This is a genomic window from Kribbella italica, assembly GCF_014205135.1.
Taxonomy (GTDB): domain Bacteria; phylum Actinomycetota; class Actinomycetes; order Propionibacteriales; family Kribbellaceae; genus Kribbella; species Kribbella italica.
Window position 1 is genome coordinate 6375744 of record NZ_JACHMY010000001.1, and the last position, 20047, is coordinate 6395790.

Here is a 20047-nt window from a genome sequence, read left to right on the forward strand (position 1 = left end):
GCGTCGGTCGGCGGACCTCAGGCCGCGAGGCGCTGACGGCCCTTGCCACGACGGGAGGCGAGGATGGCGCGGCCCGCGCGGGTGCGCATCCGAAGACGGAAGCCGTGCTTCTTGTGCCGACGACGGTTGTTCGGCTGGAAGGTCCGCTTGCTCACTGGAATGACTCCGGTTACTCGATCACGATTGTCGACAAATCCACTGGTAGATCTGCCCCATGGTGCAGGTCCTGCACACCGACCCAGAACCCAGTCAACATGACGCCGACAAACAGACGGTCCTTGTGGAGCGCAGCACGAAACGGCCGGCTCAACGCCGACCGATCCACGGTACGTGGCGGCCTGTGGACAGGTCAAACCAGCCGTCCCCATAGTTTTCCACAGGCTTGTGGACAAAACCCACCGTCAGGGACCTGTGACTGCCTGATCGGGTCGACTACCGACCGCGACAGGCCCACCACGACTACGCCTCGGCGTCCACCCGACACGCCGCAGGTTGCCCCCAATTTGGCGTGCATAGCCTGTGGATGACGGCTTGAAGCAGCGGGACGGGACTTGTTAGCGTCAGCCCTTCACACCAGAGGTCCCACTTTCCCCGATCGGTAACCAACCTGGTCCGCGCTTCGTTCACAACTGTGGACAACCGTGTGGACAATGAGGAAAACCCGGTTGAGGAGACCAGCGATTGCGACGTGCGGCCACCGGGCGCACCAGCAGTGGCCGGTGATCGGGACGAGGTCGCACCGGCCCGGGCAGCACAGCCCGGACGGGCCGGCCACCGCAGCGATGGATTCGGGGAGCAACGCGTGGTCGAGGACCAGTCCGCCAGTGCGGACGGCAGGGCAGAAGTGAAGGACCTGGACGAGGCCTGGACACGGGTGCTCGCCGGACTGCCCCCGAACCAACGGGCCTGGCTGACCAACAGCCGCCCGGTCACCCTGCACGAGAGCACCGCGATCGTCGCCGTACCGGACGACTTCACCCGCGGCCAGCTGGAGACCCGGCTGCGCCCGGACCTGGAGCGGATCCTCAGCGAGAGCTTCGGCCGGGACATCCGGATCGCGGTGACGGTCGACCCCTCGCTGGACCCGGAGCTGCGCGAGCCCGCGCCCCAGCCGGAGCCGCCCCGCCAGCAGAACCCGTTCCAGCAGCCGGCGCCGCAGTACCAGCCTCCCAACCACCAGCAGCCCAGCCACCTGCAGCCGAACCCGCAGCAGGGTCAGCAGCTCGGCCAGCACCAGCAGCAGCCGCCGGCGCACTTCCAGCCGAGCCCGCTCGGACAGAACCGGTACGAGCAGAGCCAGCTCCAGCAGAACGAGTCGTACTCGCAGCAGCAACAACAGAGCCAGCAGCCCCAGCTTCAGCACGACCAGTCCCAGCAGGCCCACTCGCAGCAGCCTCAGCAGCAGGCGCCGCAGCAGAGCCAGCCGGCGCAGAACGACGGCTCCTACCAGCCGACGATCCAGTCCGAGCTGAGCGCGCCGGACACGATCAACCAGCAGCACTCCCAGACCCAGCAGCCGCAGAACCACCAGTCCCACGAGCAGCAGCAACAGCAGCCGGCCCACCAGCAGCAGCAACAGCCCCCGCAGCACAACCAGCAGCAGTACGCCCAGGGCAACGGCTACGGCATCGGTCACCAGCAGCAGCCGCCCAGCTCGGTCGCCCCGCCGCCGAACGGGTCCGCACTGATCGGTACGCCGACCAACGACGCCCAGGGCGAGGCGCGGCTGAACCCGAAGTACACCTTCGAGACCTTCGTCATCGGCAGCTCGAACCGGTTCGCCCACGCCGCGGCCGTCGCGGTCGCCGAGGCACCGGGCAAGGCGTACAACCCGCAGCTGATCTACGGCGACTCCGGGCTGGGCAAGACCCACCTGCTGCACGCCATCGGCCACTACGTACGCAGTCTCTACACCGGCGCGCGGGTCCGGTACGTGTCCAGCGAAGAGTTCACCAACGACTTCATCAACGCGATCCGCGACGACAAGGCGTCCCAGTTCCAGCGCCGGTACCGCGACGTCGACGTACTGCTGATCGACGACATCCAGTTCCTGGAAGGCAAGATCCAGACCCAGGAGGAGTTCTTCCACACCTTCAACACCCTGCACAACGCGAACAAGCAGATCGTGATCAGCTCCGACCGGGCGCCGAAGCGCCTGGAGGCGCTGGAGGACCGGCTGCGCAACCGGTTCGAGTGGGGCCTGATCACCGACATCCAGCCGCCGGACCTCGAGACCCGGATCGCGATCCTGCGGAAGAAGGCGGCCACCGAGCGGCTGACCGCGCCGCCGGAGGTGCTGGAGTTCATCGCGTCGAAGGTGCAGACCAACATCCGCGAGCTCGAGGGCGCGCTGATCCGGGTCACGGCGTTCGCCAGCCTGAACCGCCAGCCGGTCGACCTGAGCCTGGCCGAGATCGTGCTGAAGGACCTGATCCCCGAGGGCAGCAAGCCCGAGGTGACGGCCAGCATGATCATGGGCCAGACCGCGTCGTACTTCGGGCTGTCGATCGACGACCTGTGCGGTTCGAGCCGCAGCCGGGTGCTGGTGACGGCCCGCCAGATCGCCATGTACCTGTGCCGCGAGCTGACCGACCTGTCGCTGCCGAAGATCGGCCAGCAGTTCGGCGGCCGCGACCACACCACCGTCATGCACGCCGAGCGGAAGATCCGCCAGCTGATGTCGGAGCGGCGCAGCGTCTTCAACCAGGTCACCGAACTGACCAACCGGATCAAGCACCAGGCCAAGCAGCAATGACCCCGCCGGCCGGGTCGCACAGCGCCGTACGAGGTCGGTACGCCGAGCGCTACGACCCGGTCACCGGGACCACACAGCCTGGGGACACAGCTGTGGATAACTGGGGGTATCCCGGTGGACGAACAGCGTTTCGTTGTGGAGGGCCTGTGGGGACAGATCTCGTCGTACCCAGGCGTCCCCAGGCAAGCCCGATTTCGTCCACACCCCACACACAGGGTGATTTGGCCTCTGACCTGCGATTTCGCGCCTTTTCCACACTATCCACACTTGCGAAGAACCCTATGGAATCTACAGAGGTTCCAAAGTCCACAAATGGTTCGAGCGGCCCAACCTGGGGAAAACTCCGTTTTTCGGCCCTTCACCGACCCCTCGCCTCCCGGTGCTGGGCAGTGTCGGTGGAACCTGTCAGGCTGTCGGTGCGAGATGTGGCGAACCGCCGCGTCAAGCCCGGTGGACACCCATCACATCCGTCCGTGGCAGGATCTGCCTGGCACACAGCCGAATCAGGAGGCACCCAGCGGTGAAGTTTCGCGTCGAGCGCGACGTACTGGCCGAATCGGTGGCCTGGGCCGCGCGCAGCTTGCCCAGCCGTCCCAGCGTCCCGATCCTCGCCGGACTTCTCGTCGAGGCCGAGGAAGGGCAGATCACCCTGTCCGGCTTCGACTACGAGACCTCCGTGCGCGTCACCGTGCCGGCCCAGGTGGCCGACACCGGCAAGTGCCTGATCTCCGGCCGGCTGGTCGCGGACATCTCCAAGAGTCTGCCGAACCAGCCCGTCGACATCGCCGTGGACGGTGCGAAGGCCCAGGTCACCTGTGGCAGCTCGCGGTTCACGCTCCAGACGCTTCCCACAGAGGAATATCCGGCTTTGCCCGACCTGCCGGCCGCCAGCGGCACCGTCCGGAGCGACGTGTTCGCCCAGGCGGTCGCCCAGGTGGTCACCGCGGCCGGGCGTGAGGACACGCTTCCGGTGCTGACCGGTGTCCGGGTCGAGATCGAGGGCTCCACGATCTCCCTGCTGGCCACCGACCGCTACCGGCTGGCGATCCGCGAGCTGGAGTGGAACCCGCAGTCCCCCGACGCGTCGGCCGCCGCGCTGATCCCGGCCCGGGTGCTGTCGGAGACCGCGAAGGCGATGACCGGCACCGACATCATCGTGTCGCTGGCGGCCCCCGGCAGCGGCGACGGCATCGTCGGCTTCGAGGGCGAGGTCTCCGGTGGCAACCGGCGGGCCACCACCCGGCTGCTCGACGGCGAGTTCCCGAAGGTCCGCGGCATCATCCCGACCGACTCCGCGATCGCCACCCGGGTCCGGCTCGACACCGCGACCCTGGTCGAGGCGGTCAAGCGCGTCGCCCTGGTCGCGGAGCGCAACGCGCCGGTCCGGCTGACGTTCTCCGAGGACTCGGTGACGCTCGACGCCGGCAGCGGTGACGAGGCGCAGGCGTCGGAGTCGATCGAGGCGCGCGTGGTCGGCGAGCCGGTCACGGTCGGCTTCAACCCGACGTACCTGCTGGACGGTCTGAACGCGATCGGAACACCGGTGGCCCATCTGGCGTTCACCCAAGCGACGAAGCCGGCCGAGCTGACCGGGGTCAGGGACTTCGACGGCGACCCGATCAGCGAGTTCCGGTACGTCCTGATGCCGGTCCGCCTGAACAGCTGACCAGCAGCAGTCCAGGCGGGAAAAGCCAACAGAACAAGGGGATTTCACGATGGAGCTCGGGCTTGTCGGTCTCGGCAAGATGGGCGGCAACATGCGCCAGCGGATCCGCAACGCGGGACACACGGTGATCGGCCTGGACCACAACCAGGAGATCTCCGACGCCAAGGACACCGCCGACCTGATCGGCAAGCTGACCGCCGGCGATCAGCCGAAGATCGTCTGGGTGATGGTGCCGGTCCAGGCCATCGACCCGGTGATCACCGAGCTCGCCGATCTGCTCTCCCCGGGTGACATCGTGATCGACGGCGGCAACAGCCGCTGGACCGACGACACCCGCCGGGCCGCGCAGCTGGCCGAGAAGGGCATCCAGTTCGTCGACTGCGGTGTCTCCGGCGGCGTCTGGGGCCTGGAGAACGGCTACGCCCTGATGGTCGGCGGAGAGTCCGAGACGATCGCCACGCTGATGCCGATCTTCGAGGCGCTCAAGCCCGAGGGTGACTTCGGCTTCGTGCACGCCGGCAAGGTCGGCGCCGGGCACTTCACCAAGATGGTCCACAACGGCATCGAGTACGCGATCATGCAGGCGTACGCCGAGGGCTTCGAGCTGCTCGAGGCGGCCGACATCGTCGAGAGCGTGCCGGAGGCGTTCGACTCCTGGCGCGAGGGCACCGTGATCCGGTCCTGGCTGCTCGACCTGATGGTCAACGCGCTCAAGGAAGACACCCACCTGGACAAGATCCGCGGGTACGCCGACGACTCCGGCGAGGGCCGGTGGACCGTCGAGGCCGCGATCGACCACGCCGTCCCGGTGCCGGCGATCGCCGCGTCGCTGTTCGCGCGGTTCGCGTCCCGGCAGGACGACTCCCCGGCGATGAAGGCGATCGCCGCCATGCGCAACCAGTTCGGCGGGCACGCGGTGAAGGGCGCCGAGGACCCGTCGTACGCGACGCCTCCGATCAAGCACTGAGGTGTACGTCACCGCCCTGGGACTCGTCGACTTCCGGTCGTACCAGCAGGCGGAGGTCGAGCTCTCCCCGGGCGTGACGGCCTTCGTCGGTCCGAACGGCCACGGCAAGACCAACCTGGTCGAGGCGATCCACTACACCGCGACGCTCGGTTCGCACCGGGTCGCGACCGACACACCGTTGGTCCGGGCCGGCGCGTCCCGCGCGATCGTGCGGACCGAGGTCCGCGACGAGTACGAGCGTGACGTCGTGGTCGAGCTGGAAATCAATCCTGGGAAGGCAAACCGGGCGCGGATCAACCGATCGCCGGTCCCCCGGCCCCGGGAAGTGCTCGGTCTGCTCCGGACGGTGCTGTTCGCGCCGGAGGATCTCGCGCTGGTGAAGGGCGACCCGTCCGAGCGGCGCCGGTTCCTGGACGAGCTGCTCACCCTCCGGGCACCGCGGATGGCCGGCGTCCGGCAGGACTACGACCGGGTGCTCAAGCAACGGAACTCGTTGCTGCGCAGCGCCCAGATGGCCCGTCGGCAGAACCGCTCGTCCGCCGCTGAAGGGCAGCTGCGCACGCTCGAGGTGTGGGACTCCAACCTCGCGCGGACCGGCTCGGAGTTGCTCGCCACGCGGCTGGAGCTGCTGGAATCCCTGCGCCCGTTGGTCTCCAGCGGGTACGACGCCGTTGCCCGAGGCAAGGGTGATGCGCGGCTGGAGTACAAGTCGTCGGTCCCGCTCGAGCCCGGGATGCGGTCGCGCGAGCAGCTGGCCGAGGCGTTGCTGGCCGCCGTACGGGACAAGCGGCAGGACGAGCTCGACCGGGGTGTCTCGCTGGTCGGCCCGCATCGCGACGACGTGCTGCTCGGGCTCGGGGACTTGCCCGCGAAGGGGTACGCGAGTCACGGTGAGTCCTGGTCGTTCGCGCTCGCGCTGCGGCTGGCGTCGTACGAGCTGCTGCGGGCGGACGGAGGTGAGCCGGTGCTGATCCTGGACGACGTGTTCGCCGAGCTCGACTCCCAGCGCCGCGACCGGCTGGCCGAGCTGGTCGCGCCGGCGCGGCAGGTGCTGGTCACCGCGGCGGTCGGCGACGACGTACCGGGTGAGCTGTCCGGCGTACGGTTCGCGGTCGGGGACGGGTCGGTCACCCGTGCCTGAACCCCGGAATTCCTCTGACAGCGGCAACGAGAGCGACGACGCTCCCACGCTGCCGGCGGAGGAACCGGAGCACGACAAGCACGGGCTCGAACTGGCCAAGTCCCTGGCCGGCCGGCTCAAGAACGCCGCGGCCGCGAACGGCCCGCTCCGTCCGGTACGACGCAAGCGCCGCCGGACCGGCGACGGCTTCCAGGTCAGCGGCGCGCGACCGGACGACCGGGACCCGCAGAAGCTGACGAACACCCTCGGCCGCCTGATGCGCGACCAGGGCTGGGAGGTCGACGTCGCCGTCCACGGCGTGATGGCCCGCTGGCCGTCGATTGTCGGCCCCGAGATGGCCGAGCACTGCAAACCGGAGAGCTACGAGGACACCCAGCTCACCGTCCGCACCAGCTCGACCGCCTGGGCCACCCAGCTGAAGATGCTCGCCCCCGACCTGATCCGCCGCCTCAACGCCGAACTCGGCGACGGCACCGTCACCCACGTCAACGTCCAGGGCCCGCACCAGCCCAGCTGGCGCAAGGGCCCCCGCACGGTCCGCGGCGGCCGAGGCCCCCGCGACACCTACGGCTGAGCCGGACGGCCGCGACTGCCGACGGTGACGGCGAGGTCGCTCACAAGGCCGCTCTCAGAGGAATATCGGGGTTTCGGCGGCCCGGCCGTCTCCCAGGCCGGGATCGGTTTGGGAGACCGACCCGGACCTCCCCTAGGATCGGCGCGATGCGCGCGATCGTCGACGGTTTCCGCGAGATGGTCCACCTGATCGGAGACACCTTCCGGTTGTGGTGGCGCAACCTGCTGCCCTTGGTCACCTGGTACCTGGCCGGGTACGTCGGGTTCCGGGCGTCGATCAACGGCGCGATCTGGCTCGGCCAGCACCAGCACAAGAGCCTCGGTGTCGGACTCTTCTCGTTCGGCGTACTGATCCAGATCGCGGCCGCGGTCGGCATGATCCGCACCTGCGCGACCTCGCTCTACCGCTGGCGCGACGCGGCGGCGAACAAGTCCGAGGAGACCTCGGACCCCACGCAGCAGGGTCTGATGGAGTTGCTGTCGGTCACCCTCCTGCCGCTGGTGGCGGTCTGGTCGGCGTGGGGATTCCTCGACGAACAGCTCGCCGAACTGTCGGTCAGCAACACCGTCGAGCTGGGGCTCGGCCCCGGCGCCGCGTTCTTCGTACTGAACAACGGCGGCTGGAAGGACTACCTGCCCGCGGTCGTGGTTCTGCTGGTGGTCCGCCGTGTGGTGGAGGCGATCGACGACCGCTGGCCGAGCCGGCCGGCCAAGTTTTTGCAGGTCTGGGCCGAGGCCTTCTTCGTGCTGCTCACCGTTCTGATCACCCCGCACGCGGTCGGTGACCTCAAGGACTGGCTGTCGACCCGCAGCTTCTGGTACGTCACGGTGGACTGGTGGGACGGCGTCAAGGAGTTCTTCGACAAGATCAACATCCCGCTGCCCGGTGGTCTGGAGTGGCTCTGGGGATTCGTCTGGGACACGCTCTGGCCGCTGTTCAAGGACGGGGTCGGTGAGCCGCTGACCTGGCTGGCGATCACCACGGTCGTCTTCGGTCACCGGGTGCTGTCCGGCGGCGGTGTGTTCCGCGGGACCAGCCTGGAACGCCGGTTCGGTGGCACGACGATCGACGCCCCGGCGCCGAGCCGTCTGGTCAAGCTCACCAACCAGGCGCCCAACCTTTTCCTCGGCGGTCTCCGCGAGAAGTTCTACCCGACGCTCAACGCGTTCCGCCTGCTGGTCCGGTCCGGGCCGGTCTTCCTCGGCGTCGTCTGCACGGTCTACACGTTCTGGCTGCTGGGCTCGGACTGGACCTTCATCGGGATCCAGCGGCTGATCGGCATCCACGGCGACCAGTGGGACCTGATGAACCATGAGATCGCCAGCGGTCTGCGCAGCGTGGTCTTCGAGACGCTGCGGATCGCACTGCTGGCGGCAGCGTTCGACCTGTGCATCTCGGTCAGCGCCGAGCGGCGCGCCGAAGCCGCCGAGGCCGAGTCCGAGGCGCAGAAGCAGACCAGCGAAGCCTGAACCTCAGAAGGTGATCAGGACCCGGCGGTACTCGTCCAGCGATCCCACCTGAATCCCGACCAGGTGCGGTACGGCGGACGCCGGTACGACGTACAGCTTGACCAGCTTGTTCGGCTTGTTCTGCTGCATCGGGTGGTCGTCGTCGGAGCAGGACGCCGGCCCGAGCGCGGTGGCGACGTCCTGGTTCTTCCAGGTGTTGCCGCGGTCGTCACGCAGTTCGGTGGCGCAGACGAACCCGCCGCCGCTCATCCGGTTGATCCCGTCCAGCGGCGTGATCGCCAGGTGGACCGCGACGACGACCGAGCCCGGCACGTTGTTCTCCAGCGTGACCTTCTTCTGGTCCTCGTCGACCAGCTGGGTGTAGATCTGCAGCGAGCCGAGCTGCCAGCGCGCGTTCTCGATCTCCACGGGACCCTTGGCGACCGTGTCGGTGACCGTGCCGAGTTTGTAGATGGTCTCGGGGTTGCCCAGGTAGGTCCGAACCATCAGGAAGGTGCTCAGCGAGGCCAGCGCGATCAGCAGGGAGATCTTCGCCGTCAGCTGCGGTAGGCGATCAGGGATACGCATCAGGCCACCCGGATGACGGAGTCGCGAATCACGTACTGGGCCTCGGCCTGCTCGATGGACCGCTTGGCGACTTCCTCGTCCGGTACGCCGAGGTCGATCGCCAGGTCCTGGTTGAGCACGTTGAAGAAGGAGGTGGGGTGGACGGTGAAGGTCAGGCCGACCACGTCGCTCGGGTTGACCTCGAACACCAGGGTGTCGGCGCGCGCGAAGCCGGGTTCGGTGAAGGTGATCCCGGACGCGATGATCTCGGTCACCGGCTCGTAGACCGACCCGTCGTCGGCGGTCAGCGTGACGCTGTTGTTGCCGGGGTCCTTGGTACCGCGGACCGCGTCGTACTCGACCGCGACGAAGGTCCCCTCGGTGTCGACCTGGGAGCTGCCGTCGTCGTCCTCGGCGAACGACTTGGCGAACTGCATCCGGGTCACGGTCACGGTCGAGTCGAAGAACTTCACGTCCTCGCCGATCGCCCCCTTGGTGATCACCCGGGTCCGGTCCTCGTAGACCGAGTCCGGCTCCAGCAGGCGGGTCAGCCCACCGAGCAGTACGAACAGCACGCCGACGGCGACGGTGGCGGGGCGGTACAGCTTCATTCGTCCTTCTCCGTCTCGATGGTCGTGGTGATCCGGACCACGCTGTGCGCGACGCCGGGCGAGTGCCAGTACGGTTCCTCGCTGGCGCCAAGGACCTTGTCGTCGGCCGTGAACTCCTCGGCCATCACGCCGATCTCGACCACGTCCCGGGCGAAGTCCGCCGGGATGTCGAACTTCGCGAAGCACGGCTGCGAGGGCAGGCCGTAGACCTGCACCACGTTCAGCTCGTCGTGGCAGCTGGCGCCGTTGGACTCGATCAGCTCCGCGCCGCCGCCGGGCACGAGGCTCAGCAGCCGGCCGGACAGGGACAGACTCGTCTTGGTCTCGCTGTCGATGTTCTTCAGGTCGAAGTAGACCTGGAGCCGGGCTTTCGCCTCGCTGTAGTCGGTCTTCGGCGTCCGGATGATCTTCGCTTCGGTGAAGCCGTACTCGAACCGGCCGGCCTGCACGGTGGTCGGCGCGTCGACGGTGGGGATCGAGCGGCCCTTGTGTTCCTTGAAGCCGCCGGTGAGGAAGAGGACGACGGCCAGCACGACGACGAGCGCGAGGGCGATCAGCCACTTGCGCCGGTGCCGGTGGATCACCCGGTCGGCGATCATGGCGTCGATGACGTCGTCGAGACTTTCCACGGCAGCGATCTTAGGGGGCCACGGGTGCGCCGGCTCCCGGCGTTGCTCGTCTCGGAAACCAGACGGTCAGTGGTGACCCGGCCAAAAGGCACTGAGCGGCCGTGAGCGCTTTCCGGGCCCCCACCCGCGAGAGGGGACATGGTGACGAGGGAGAAAAGACGCCCTGACCCGAGTTTCGGCCGCCGCATGGCAGGTTCTGCTTCGCTCGACGGGTAGACTGGAGGGGTTGAGAGCGCCGCACCTGCCAGATCTGCTCAGGACCGTACTGAGGTTCCCCTCAGTATCTCCCGCAGCAGGCCGGTCAGGGGCGGCGTCCACTGTGCATCGATGCCCCGTTGACGCGGGGTCCGAGGAGGACAACAGCCGGTGACCGACGAGCCGACCGAGACCGACGCCATCCCGTCCGCCGACAGCACCGGCACCGAAGAGGCACCGCTGACCGAGATCGTGTCCAGCGTCGTGGAGCGGGAGTACGACGCCAGCGCGATCCAGGTCCTCGAGGGCCTCGACGCCGTCCGGAAACGGCCGGGCATGTACATCGGGTCCACCGGTGAACGCGGTCTGCACCACCTGGTCTACGAGGTGGTCGACAACGCCGTGGACGAGGCCCTGGCCGGGTACTGCGACAAGATCGTCATCACCCTGCTGGCCGACGGTGGCGTCCGCGTCGTCGACAACGGCCGCGGCATCCCGGTCGGCATCGTCGAGTCCGAGGGCAAGCCGGCCGTCACCGTCGTGCTGACCGTCCTGCACGCCGGCGGCAAGTTCGGCGGCGGTGGGTACAAAGTGTCCGGTGGTCTGCACGGCGTGGGTGTCTCCGTCGTGAACGCGCTGTCCAGCCGGCTGCAGGTCGACGTCAACACCGGCGGCAAGGCCTACACCCAGTCCTTCACCGTCGGCGTCCCGGACGAGGACCTCGCCGAGGTCGGTACGTCGGACTCCACCGGCACCACGATCACGTTCTGGCCCAGCGCGGACGTGTTCGAGACGACGGTCTACTCGTACGAGACGCTGTCCACCCGCTTCCGCGAGTACGCCTTCCTGAACAAGGGCCTCGAGCTGGTCATCCGCGACGAGCGCCCGGACCACACCGAGGACGGCAACCCGGCCGAGATGTCGTTCAAGTACGACGACGGCCTGGTCGACTACGTGAAGTACCTGACCGGCATCCGCGAGACCGTGCACAACAACGTGATCGCGTTCGAGGCCGCGCAGGGCGACGACAGCCTGAGCCTCGAGGTCGCGATGCAGTGGAGCGGCTCGTTCCAGGAGTCGGTGCACACCTTCGCGAACGCGATCAACACCCACGAGGGCGGCACGCACGAAGAGGGCTTCCGGGCCGCGCTCACCTCGCTGGTCAACTCGTTCGGCGAGGACCAGGGGATGATCAAGAAGAAGGAGGACAGGCTCACCGGTGACGACATCCGCGAGGGCCTGACCGCGATCATCTCGGTCAAGCTGGGCAACCCGCAGTTCGAGGGCCAGACCAAGACCAAGCTCGGCAACACCGAGGTCAAGGGCTTCGTCCAGCGGGTGGTGAACGACCGGCTCGGCGCGTGGTTCGAGCAAAACCCGCAGGAGGGTCGCGAGATCATCCGCAAGGCGACCGCGGCCGCGAGTGCCCGGCTGGCCGCCCGCAAGGCGCGCGACCTGGCCCGCAACCGCAAGGGCCTGCTCGGGGGCGGCGGTCTGCCGGGCAAGCTGTCCGACTGCCAGTCGACCAACCCGGAGGAGTGCGAGGTCTACATCGTCGAGGGTGACTCGGCCGGTGGCTCCGCGAAGGGTGGGCGGGACCCGAAGTTCCAGGCCATCCTGCCGATCCGAGGCAAGATCCTGAACGTCGAGAAGGCCCGGATCGACAAGGTCCTGCAGAACAACGAGGTCCAGGCGATCATCTCCGCGCTCGGGACCGGGATCCACGAGGACTTCGACGAGGAGAAGCTGCGGTACCACAAGATCGTGATCATGGCCGACGCCGACGTCGACGGCCAGCACATCCGGACCCTGCTGCTCACCCTGCTGTTCCGCTTCATGCGGCCGCTGATCGAGCGCGGTCACGTGTACGCCGCCCAGCCGCCGCTGTACAAGCTGCGCTGGAGCAACTCCCCGCACGAGCTGGCCTACACCGAGCGGGAGAAGGACGGCCTGATCGCGGCCGGTGCCGAGGCCGGCAAGAAGTTCCCCAAGGAGAACGCCACCCAGCGGTACAAGGGTCTGGGCGAGATGAACCCGCAGGAGCTGTGGGAGACCACGATGGACCCGGCCAACCGGGTGCTGCTGCAGATCACCCTGGACGACGCGGCCCGCGCGGACGAGACGTTCGCGACGCTGATGGGCGACGACATCGAGGCGCGCCGCAACTTCATCCAGCGCAACGCCAAGGACGTCCGCTTCCTCGACATCTGAGCGCCCGGCCGGCTCCGGTACGTCGTACCGGAGCCGGTTCCCAGCGCCGACCTCACCGACGTACGACGTCTGAACCGAACGGGACGAGCTTCACATGACCGAGACCCCCATTTCACCGGGACACGACCGGATCGAGCCCCTCGATCTGCAGACGGAGATGCAGCAGTCGTACCTCGACTACGCGATGGCCGTGATCGTCGGCCGCGCGCTGCCCGAGGTGCGCGACGGACTGAAGCCGGTGCACCGGCGGATCCTCTACGCGATGTACGACGGCGGCTACCGCCCGGACCGCGGCTTCTCCAAGTGCTCCCGCATCGTCGGTGACGTGATGGGTCAGTACCACCCGCACGGCGACTCGGCGATCTACGACACCCTGGTCCGGCTCGCGCAGCCGTGGGTGATGCGCGCGCCGATGATCCAGAGCCAGGGCAACTTCGGTTCCCCGGGCAACGACCCGGCCGCCGCCATGCGGTACACGGAGTGCCGGCTTGCTCCGCTGGCGATGGAGATGGTGCGCGACATCGACCAGGAGACGGTCGACTTCCGCCCCAACTACGACGGCCGCTCGCAGGAGCCGGTGATCCTGCCGGCCCGCTTCCCGAACCTGCTGGTCAACGGCTCGGCCGGCATCGCGGTCGGGATGGCGACCCAGATCCCGCCGCACAACCTGCGCGAGGTCGCCGCGGCCGCGAACTGGTGCCTCGAGCACCCGGACGCGACCCAGGAAGAGGTCCTGGCCGCGTGCATGGAGAACATCAAGGGCCCGGACTTCCCGAACGGCGCCCTGATCGTCGGCTACAAGGGCATCGACGACGCCTACCGCACCGGTCGTGGCTCGGTCACGATGCGCGCGGTGGTCGACATCGAGGAGGACGCCAAGGGCCGGACCAGCCTGGTCGTCAGCCAGCTGCCGTACATGGTCAACCCGGACAACCTGGCGCAGAAGATCGCCGAGCTGGTGAACACCGGCAAGATGACCGGGATCGCCGACATCCGCGACGACACCTCGTCGCGGACCGGCCAGCGCCTGGTGATCGTGCTGAAGCGGGACGCGCAGCCGCGCGTCGTACTGAACAACCTCTACAAGCACACGCAGCTGCAGGACACCTTCGGCTGCAACATGCTCGCGCTGGTCGACGGCGTCCCGCGCACGCTCAGCGTGGACCTGTTCATCACGCACTGGATCGACCACCAGATCGAGGTCATCCAGCGGCGGACCCGGTACCGCCTGCGTGAGGCCGAGAAGAACGCGCACATCTTCCGCGGGTACGTGAAGGCGCTGGACGCGCTCGACGAGGTGATCGCGCTGATCCGGCGCAGCCCCGACGTCGAAGAGGCGCGCCAGGGCCTGATCAGCCTGCTGGACATCGACGAGACGCAGGCCCAGGCGATCCTGGACATGCAGCTGCGCCGGCTGGCCGCCCTGGAGCGGCAGAAGATCGTCGACCGGCTGACCGAGCTCGAGGCCGTCATCGCCGACCTCGAGGACATCCTGGCCGACCCGGTCCGGCAGCGGCACATCGTCCGCGACGAGCTGGCCGAGATCGTCGAGAAGTTCGGCGACGACCGGCGTACGCAGATCATCGCAGCCGACGGCGACCTGTCCGTGCAGGACCTGGTGCCGGACGAGGACGTCGTGGTGACGATCACCCGCGGCGGCTACGCCAAGCGCACCAAGACCGACCTGTACCGGACGCAGAACCGCGGCGGCAAGGGCGTCCGTGGCGCGACGATGCGGGCCGAGGACGAGATCGGCCACTTCTTCGCCACCACGAACCACCACTGGATGCTGTTCTTCACCACCAAGGGCCGGGTCTACCGGGCCAAGGTGTGGCAGCTGCCGGAGTCCGCCCGCGACGCCAAGGGCTCGCACGTCGCCGGCCTGCTCTCGTTCCAGCCGGACGAGGAGATCGCTCAGGTCCTGACGCTGCGCGACTACGAGCAGAGCGACTACCTGGTCCTGGCGACGCGGCGCGGCCTGGTCAAGAAGACGGCGCTGACCGACTACGACTCGGCCCGGCAGAGCGGCATCATCGCGGTGAACTTCCGCGAGGACGACGACGAGCTGATCGGCGCCGACCTGGCGACCGCCGACGACGACCTGCTGCTGGTCTCCCGCAAGGGCCAGTCGATCCGCTTCACCGCGAACGACGAGCAGCTGCGGCCGATGGGCCGGGCCACCTCCGGTGTCACCGGGATGAAGTTCCGCGAGGGCGACGAGCTGCTCTCGATGTCGGTGATCCGGGCCGGCTCGGAGGAGGACGCGCAGTACGTCTTCACCGTCACCGGAGCCGGGTACGCCAAGCGCAGCCGGGTGTCGGAGTACCGGCAGCAGGGCCGTGGCGGTCTGGGCATCAAGGCGGTCAAGCTGAACGACGAGCGCGGTTCGCTGGTCGGTGCGCTGATCGTGGTCGACGCCGACCAGGTGCTCGCGATCAAGAGCAGCGGCCAGGTCGTGCGCAGCCGGGTGGACAGCGTGCCGGTCAAGGGCCGCGACACGATGGGGGTCCGGTTCGCCGGTGTCGGCGAGTCCGACGCGGTGGTCGCGATCGCGCGCAACACCGATCTCACCGTCAGTGACGAGGAGCTCGACGAGGCGGGCGAGCCTGTCACCGAAGGTGCCCAGGATGTGGACGCAGCGACAACCGAAACCGCCCCTGAGAGCGTCAAGAATGATGACCAGCATTCGACTGACGTCGAGGGCACGGCTACCGTCGAAGACGACGACGCCGGCCAGGAGGGCATCTGATGACCAACCGCTCGAGGCCGAACTGGCCTGATGGGGCGGACAGCGCCAAGTCCCGACCGCCGCAAAGTGGCAACGGGAAGGCCGCGTCCACCCCACCGGCCACACCGGCCTCCAACGGTCGTACCAACGGCTCCCAGCCGCGACCGGCGAGCCCGAACGGCCCGGCCGACCCCCGTTCCGGGGATCCGCGGGCCGCGGGCCGCCCGGCAGCCCAGCCCGGTACGCCGGCCCGGCCGCCGCAGCAGCCGCCGGTGCGCCCGGTGTCCAAGCCGGCCCCGGCGCCTTCTCAGGCGGGTCGCCCGGCGCCGAGCACGCCTGGGCGTCCGGAGCAGCGGCTGCCAAGTGGCGGCACGGCCGGCTCGACGCCTGGCGTCAGCCCGGCTCGTACCGGTTCGCCGGCTCGGGCTACCGGTACGCCGGTTGGCGGCGCCGGCGCTGCGGCGAAGGTGGGCACGACGCCCGCCACCCCGTCGTACGGGCAGACCGGGAAGGTGAGCACGCCGGGCAAGGGCGAGAGCTTCGGGGACCGGGTCAGCGCGGCGAAGGCGGCCGTGCTGGAGAAGGCCGCCGCGGTCAAGGACGCGGCCGCCGACAAGACCCGCGCCGCCGAAGACACCGAGCCGGTCGCCCGGTCACGCGGCCAGGTCCGCAAGGCCCGGCTGCGGCTGTCCCGGGTCGATCCCTGGTCGGTGATGAAGACGGCGTTCCTGCTGTCGATCGCGTTCGGCATCGTGACCTGGGTCGCGGTGTTCATCGTCTGGTCGGCGATCGGCGCGGCCGGCGTGTTCGACAACATCAACAACACCGTCACCGAGGTGCTCGGCACCCCGGCGGCCGAGCCGTTCGACATCGAGAACTACGTCAACACCGGCAAGGTGATGGGCTTCACCACCCTGCTGGCCTGCGCCGACGTGCTGATCATCACGGCACTGGCGACGCTCGGATCCTTCCTCTACAACATCGCCGCCACGCTGCTCGGCGGCCTCGAAGTGACGCTCGCGTCCGAGGACTGAGCCGCTCCCGCGAACGCCTCCGATCGGGCCTCCCGCAGGCCCGATCGGATTTGGGAGTCGGGCCCTCGGTGCGGTAATCTCTCTCCGGTTCGACCCCGCAAGTGCGGGCCTATAGCTCAGTTGGTTAGAGCGCTGCCCTGATAAGGCAGAGGTCACTGGTTCAAATCCAGTTAGGCCCACAAAACCCTGATCGACGCCGATCCAAGGAGTCCCGGTGCTGAAGAAGATTCTGCTGGTACTGCTGGCGAGTGTCGGTGGATACTTCGTCTACAAGAAGACCCAGCAGGCCCGCGCCGAGCAGGACCTCTGGGCCGAGGCCGTCGACCCGGTCACCCCGGGCCGCTGATCACCCCCACGGGGGCGTAGCTCAACTGGCAGAGCACTGCCTTTGCAAGGCAGGGGTTAGGGGTTCGAGTCCCCTCGTCTCCACCGAGTACTTTTCATCCCACGCGAGCTCCGCAGCCGCCTTCCGTCGCTGCGCTCCTCCAGGCGACAGCTACGCGTGCTCCCACCCACCCTGAGGTGTGCGCGCTGGCGCGCGGGTGGCGGGCTATCGCCCGCTTCGACCACTTGCACACGTCCGGCCGATCGGCGTTTGTCACCCGGCGCCGGCATCTTCCCCACGCGTCCGCTACGCCCGCTCCTTCGTCGCGTGCTACGCGGCCGCTCCCGCCCCACCGAGGTTGGCGCGCTGGCGAGCGCAGTGGCGGGCTATCGCCCGCGGTGACCACTCGCGGGATCCCCAGTGGACTTGGCCAGTCGTCCCGCCAGAGGCGTACCTACGGGATCGGCAAGCCGACTCTTGACCGCGCCGCGCTGGCCTGGGGTTGGCAGCTGTCAGGGACGGGGCAGATATGGAGATCGAACTGACCGGACACACCGCGATCTGGCTACCCTCTCCGGGGTGACGCCCATCGAGTGGCCAGTGAGCACCGAACGTCTATCTCTCCGCGGCTACAAGCCAGACGATCTAGATGCCTTGTGGGCCTACGAACAGCTCCCCCAGGTCCAGCGCTGGCTCGGCTGGGCACCGCGCACGCGCGACGAACTCCGCGACGCGATGGAGAGCAAGTCGAGCAACACCACACACGTCATGGTTCGTCTTGCCTCCACGGTCATCGGTCACATCATGGTCATGCCGCGCGACAGTTGGGCGCAGATGGATGTCGCGATCCGCGCCAAGGGCTTGGAGGCCGAACTTGGATGGATGTTCGACCCGACATATGGAGGACAGGGCTACGCCACCGAAGCCGTCAGAGCCACCATCGAACTGTGCTTCGACCAGCTCAAGCTGCGGCGGATTCACGCCGGATGCTTCGCCGATAACACCGCGTCGTGGCGTCTCATGGAACGCCTTGGTCTGCGCCGTGAAGAACACAGCCGTTCCACTGCTTTGCACCGCGATGGCACTTGGCACGACGGCTTCACCTACGCAGTGCTCCGCGAAGAATGGCCCACGAGCCCCTGACCTGATCAGGACATCGCGTGCCCTCCGCGTGCCCCAACGAGAACGTGCCAGCGGGCTCAACCGGTCGAGCCCACGCTTGACGGCCCACCGCTCAGGTCACCGGGAGCGCTACAACCGCCTTCGCGAGGCAGGGGTTGGGGGGTTCGAGTCCCCTCGTCTCCACCGAGTACTTTTCGTCCCACGCGAGCTCCGGCCCACCCGGAGTTGTGCGCTCGCGCGCGAGCGGTGGGCTCTCGCCCCGCGGTGACCACCCGCGTGGTCCGGCGGGTTGGCCAATCTTCCTGGGCCGCCGACAGTCTCCAAGATCCCGCGAAGCCCGCCGGTTAGCTCCGTCTTCCGTTGGCGGCGGGCCGATTGCGCATCACCGCGGTTGCCAGTGGCTCGTAGTTCCTCTGCTTGGTCGCACCCTGATCGTACTGTTGGCGGATGGTCTTTAAGTCGCCCGTGGAGCGGGTCGTGCCGAGTCGGCTGGCAGACGAGCGCGACACGTTGACCCAGCAGCTCGACTTCCATCGCGCCACTCTGCTTCGCAAGCTGGAAGGGCTTGATGGAGAGCAGTTGCGGCGGCCGATGACGGCGTCGGGACTCAGTCTGTTGGGGGTGGTGAAACACCTGGCCGAGACGGAGCACGGCTGGTTCCTCAAGATCTACGGAGGGTTGCCCGAGCCGGATCTCTTCGCAACCGACGGTGAGCCAGATGCGGAGTTTCGTGTCGGTCCGGATGAGACGGCTGATGCCCTGGTCGGGCAGTACGTGCGGACCTGCGAGCGGGCCCGGGCCGTCGTGGCCGCCGGCGGGCTCGACGATGTGGTCACGACGCCGTCGGGAGCGGAGGCGAACTTGCGGGCGATCTTGGTCCACATGGTGCAGGAAACCGCGCGGCACAACGGTCACGCCGACATCATCCGAGAGGCGATCGACGGCGCAACAGGCCACTGAAGCCCGATCACCACAGGGCATGACATCGCCGCAGTCATGGGTGGGGACTGAGCCAGCCGAGAATCCAGCAACGTTCAGTTCGGCACAGGCCAGTCAGTCTCAGGGAGGAGGTCGCGGAGCTTTGATGTGCGGTCCCGGCCTAGGACGACCTCGGTGTCGAGGTTTGCTGGGTCGATCTGGTGGATGAACTCTCGGCAGCGGCCGCACGGAGGTACGGCGTGCAGGGTGTCTTCGCCTTGCCAGACGGCGACGATTTTCGCGATCTTGTACTCGCGGGCGGTCACCATCGCGGCGATGGCGGAGTGCTCGGCGCAGAAACCGGTGCCGCACGGGGTGTCGATGCAGACGCCGACGTACACGTTGCCGGCGTCGGTGACGAGGGCGGCGGCCACGTCGCCGAAGGTTCGGCCGTCGACGTGGTGGGGATGCAGGACGGACCCGGCGGTGGTGATGAGGGCTTCGTTGCTCTGGTCGGTCATGGGGCGAAAGTAACAACCGGGGTCGGTGCGAGCGACGGGACTTCTACCGGGCCGTTCCGCTTCCTCGGCCGGGGGCGGCGAGGAAGCGGAGCCGGCTGGGTCACTCGGGCGGGGACTGGGAACCGAAGCGGCGGATTTCGTGGGGCCAGCCGCAGGCTGTGGAGATCTTGGCTGCCCATACTTTGGCGGTCTCGTCGTCGGGGACGCTGACGACGGTGAAACCGCCCAGGAACTCCTTCGACTCGACGTACGGGCCGTCGGTGATGACGACCTCGCCGCCGGTGGGGTCCACGGCGTACGCCGGGCCGTCGACCTCCAGTCCCCCGGCGAAGACGTAGACGCCGGCGGCCTTCATCTCGTCGACGGCTGCTGCGGCGAGTGGTCCGCGCTCGGCGATCCACTCGTCGGTGTGGTCGCCCACCCACTGCTGGTTGAAGTAGAGGAGGTACTCGGGCATCTCTGCTCCTTCGGCTCGAGCGGACCCGCTGTCCGCCGTACCCACGCAACGAACGGAATCCGGGGGATTCGACAGGGTGACAGAAGAAAGTTCTTTGGACAGAGCCCCGCGCGCTTCACGATCGTGCCATGACGACTATCGCGTGCCGTACGCCGGAACCGTGGGACGGGCTCGGGTA

At 68.1% G+C, this 20047-nt stretch carries 18 protein-coding genes and 2 tRNA genes; 14 read left to right on the forward strand and 6 right to left on the reverse strand.

The window, feature by feature from the left end; translation table 11 throughout:
* Positions 1 to 17: 17 nt before the first annotated feature.
* Positions 18 to 155 (reverse strand): 50S ribosomal protein L34, encoded by a 138-nt coding sequence (gene rpmH / locus HDA39_RS29700; RefSeq protein WP_012924626.1) that lies wholly within the window; start codon positions 153 to 155, stop codon positions 18 to 20.
* A gap of 719 nt (positions 156 to 874) precedes the next feature.
* On the opposite strand from rpmH, the gene dnaA reads away from it, so the two are divergent.
* The 6 genes from dnaA to HDA39_RS29730 all read left to right on the forward strand — a co-directional run bounded on the left by dnaA (position 875) and on the right by HDA39_RS29730 (position 8572).
* Complete coding sequence (gene dnaA / locus HDA39_RS29705; RefSeq protein ID WP_420488804.1) at positions 875 to 2755, forward strand: chromosomal replication initiator protein DnaA; 1881 nt, start codon at positions 875 to 877, stop codon at positions 2753 to 2755.
* 520 nt (positions 2756 to 3275) lie between these two features.
* Positions 3276 to 4421 (forward strand): DNA polymerase III subunit beta, encoded by a 1146-nt coding sequence (gene dnaN, locus HDA39_RS29710; RefSeq protein WP_184800760.1) that lies wholly within the window; start codon positions 3276 to 3278, stop codon positions 4419 to 4421.
* A gap of 49 nt (positions 4422 to 4470) precedes the next feature.
* On the forward strand, positions 4471 to 5388 hold the full coding sequence (gene gnd / locus HDA39_RS29715) for a phosphogluconate dehydrogenase (NAD(+)-dependent, decarboxylating) (RefSeq protein ID WP_184800762.1): 918 nt from the start codon (positions 4471 to 4473) through the stop codon (positions 5386 to 5388).
* A gap of 1 nt (position 5389) precedes the next feature.
* On the forward strand, positions 5390 to 6529 hold the full coding sequence (gene recF, locus HDA39_RS29720) for a DNA replication/repair protein RecF (protein ID WP_184800764.1): 1140 nt from the start codon (positions 5390 to 5392) through the stop codon (positions 6527 to 6529).
* On the forward strand, positions 6522 to 7103 hold the full coding sequence (locus HDA39_RS29725) for a DciA family protein (protein WP_184800766.1): 582 nt from the start codon (positions 6522 to 6524) through the stop codon (positions 7101 to 7103). The genes recF and HDA39_RS29725 overlap by 8 nt, the downstream gene beginning before the upstream one ends.
* 146 nt (positions 7104 to 7249) lie before the next feature.
* Positions 7250 to 8572, forward strand: coding sequence for a hypothetical protein (locus HDA39_RS29730; protein ID WP_184800768.1), 1323 nt, complete (start codon positions 7250 to 7252; stop codon positions 8570 to 8572).
* A gap of 3 nt (positions 8573 to 8575) precedes the next feature.
* Here HDA39_RS29730 and HDA39_RS29735 read toward each other — a convergent pair whose 3' ends face one another.
* The 3 genes from HDA39_RS29735 to HDA39_RS29745 are packed head-to-tail and all read right to left on the reverse strand — an operon-like array spanning position 8576 to position 10358.
* Positions 8576 to 9139 (reverse strand): hypothetical protein, encoded by a 564-nt coding sequence (locus HDA39_RS29735; protein WP_184800770.1) that lies wholly within the window; start codon positions 9137 to 9139, stop codon positions 8576 to 8578.
* Positions 9139 to 9729: a hypothetical protein gene (locus HDA39_RS29740; protein WP_184800772.1), complete on the reverse strand. Its 591-nt coding sequence runs from the start codon at positions 9727 to 9729 to the stop codon at positions 9139 to 9141. The genes HDA39_RS29735 and HDA39_RS29740 overlap by 1 nt, the downstream gene beginning before the upstream one ends.
* Positions 9726 to 10358: a hypothetical protein gene (locus HDA39_RS29745; RefSeq protein WP_184800774.1), complete on the reverse strand. Its 633-nt coding sequence runs from the start codon at positions 10356 to 10358 to the stop codon at positions 9726 to 9728. The genes HDA39_RS29740 and HDA39_RS29745 overlap by 4 nt, the downstream gene beginning before the upstream one ends.
* Positions 10359 to 10724: 366 nt before the next feature.
* Here HDA39_RS29745 and gyrB point away from each other — a divergent pair, with 366 nt between their 5' ends.
* The 8 genes from gyrB (at position 10725) to HDA39_RS29780 (ending at position 18933) form a co-directional block, all read left to right on the forward strand.
* Positions 10725 to 12764, forward strand: coding sequence for a DNA topoisomerase (ATP-hydrolyzing) subunit B (gyrB, locus tag HDA39_RS29750; RefSeq protein ID WP_184800776.1), 2040 nt, complete (start codon positions 10725 to 10727; stop codon positions 12762 to 12764).
* Positions 12765 to 12921: 157 nt separating this feature from the next.
* The gene (gene gyrA / locus HDA39_RS29755) at positions 12922 to 15513 is read left to right on the forward strand and encodes a DNA gyrase subunit A (RefSeq protein WP_420488805.1); all 2592 of its coding nucleotides are present in this window, start codon (positions 12922 to 12924) and stop codon (positions 15511 to 15513) included.
* Positions 15513 to 16526: a DUF3566 domain-containing protein gene (locus HDA39_RS41915; protein ID WP_202893157.1), complete on the forward strand. Its 1014-nt coding sequence runs from the start codon at positions 15513 to 15515 to the stop codon at positions 16524 to 16526. Before gyrA ends, HDA39_RS41915 begins: the two co-directional genes overlap by 1 nt.
* 105 nt (positions 16527 to 16631) lie before the next feature.
* Positions 16632 to 16705 (forward strand) — tRNA-Ile (locus tag HDA39_RS29765).
* A 35-nt stretch (positions 16706 to 16740) separates the two neighbouring features.
* Positions 16741 to 16872, forward strand: coding sequence for a DLW-39 family protein (locus tag HDA39_RS42645; RefSeq protein WP_420488750.1), 132 nt, complete (start codon positions 16741 to 16743; stop codon positions 16870 to 16872).
* Positions 16873 to 16882: 10 nt separating this feature from the next.
* Positions 16883 to 16955: transfer RNA gene (locus HDA39_RS29770), tRNA-Ala, on the forward strand.
* 475 nt (positions 16956 to 17430) lie between these two features.
* Positions 17431 to 17994 carry a GNAT family N-acetyltransferase gene (locus tag HDA39_RS29775; protein WP_184800781.1) on the forward strand — a complete coding sequence of 188 codons (564 nt, stop codon included), beginning with the start codon at positions 17431 to 17433 and terminating at the stop codon, positions 17992 to 17994.
* Positions 17995 to 18420: 426 nt separating this feature from the next.
* Positions 18421 to 18933, forward strand: coding sequence for a DinB family protein (locus tag HDA39_RS29780; RefSeq protein WP_184800782.1), 513 nt, complete (start codon positions 18421 to 18423; stop codon positions 18931 to 18933).
* Between the two features lie 74 nt (positions 18934 to 19007).
* On the opposite strand, the gene HDA39_RS29785 is transcribed toward HDA39_RS29780, so the two are convergent.
* Together HDA39_RS29785 and HDA39_RS29790 are read right to left on the reverse strand one after the other, a co-directional pair.
* Positions 19008 to 19412, reverse strand: coding sequence for a cytidine deaminase family protein (locus tag HDA39_RS29785; RefSeq protein WP_184800784.1), 405 nt, complete (start codon positions 19410 to 19412; stop codon positions 19008 to 19010).
* Between the two features lie 100 nt (positions 19413 to 19512).
* Positions 19513 to 19869, reverse strand: coding sequence for a YciI family protein (locus HDA39_RS29790; protein ID WP_184800786.1), 357 nt, complete (start codon positions 19867 to 19869; stop codon positions 19513 to 19515).
* Positions 19870 to 20047: the final 178 nt, after the last annotated feature.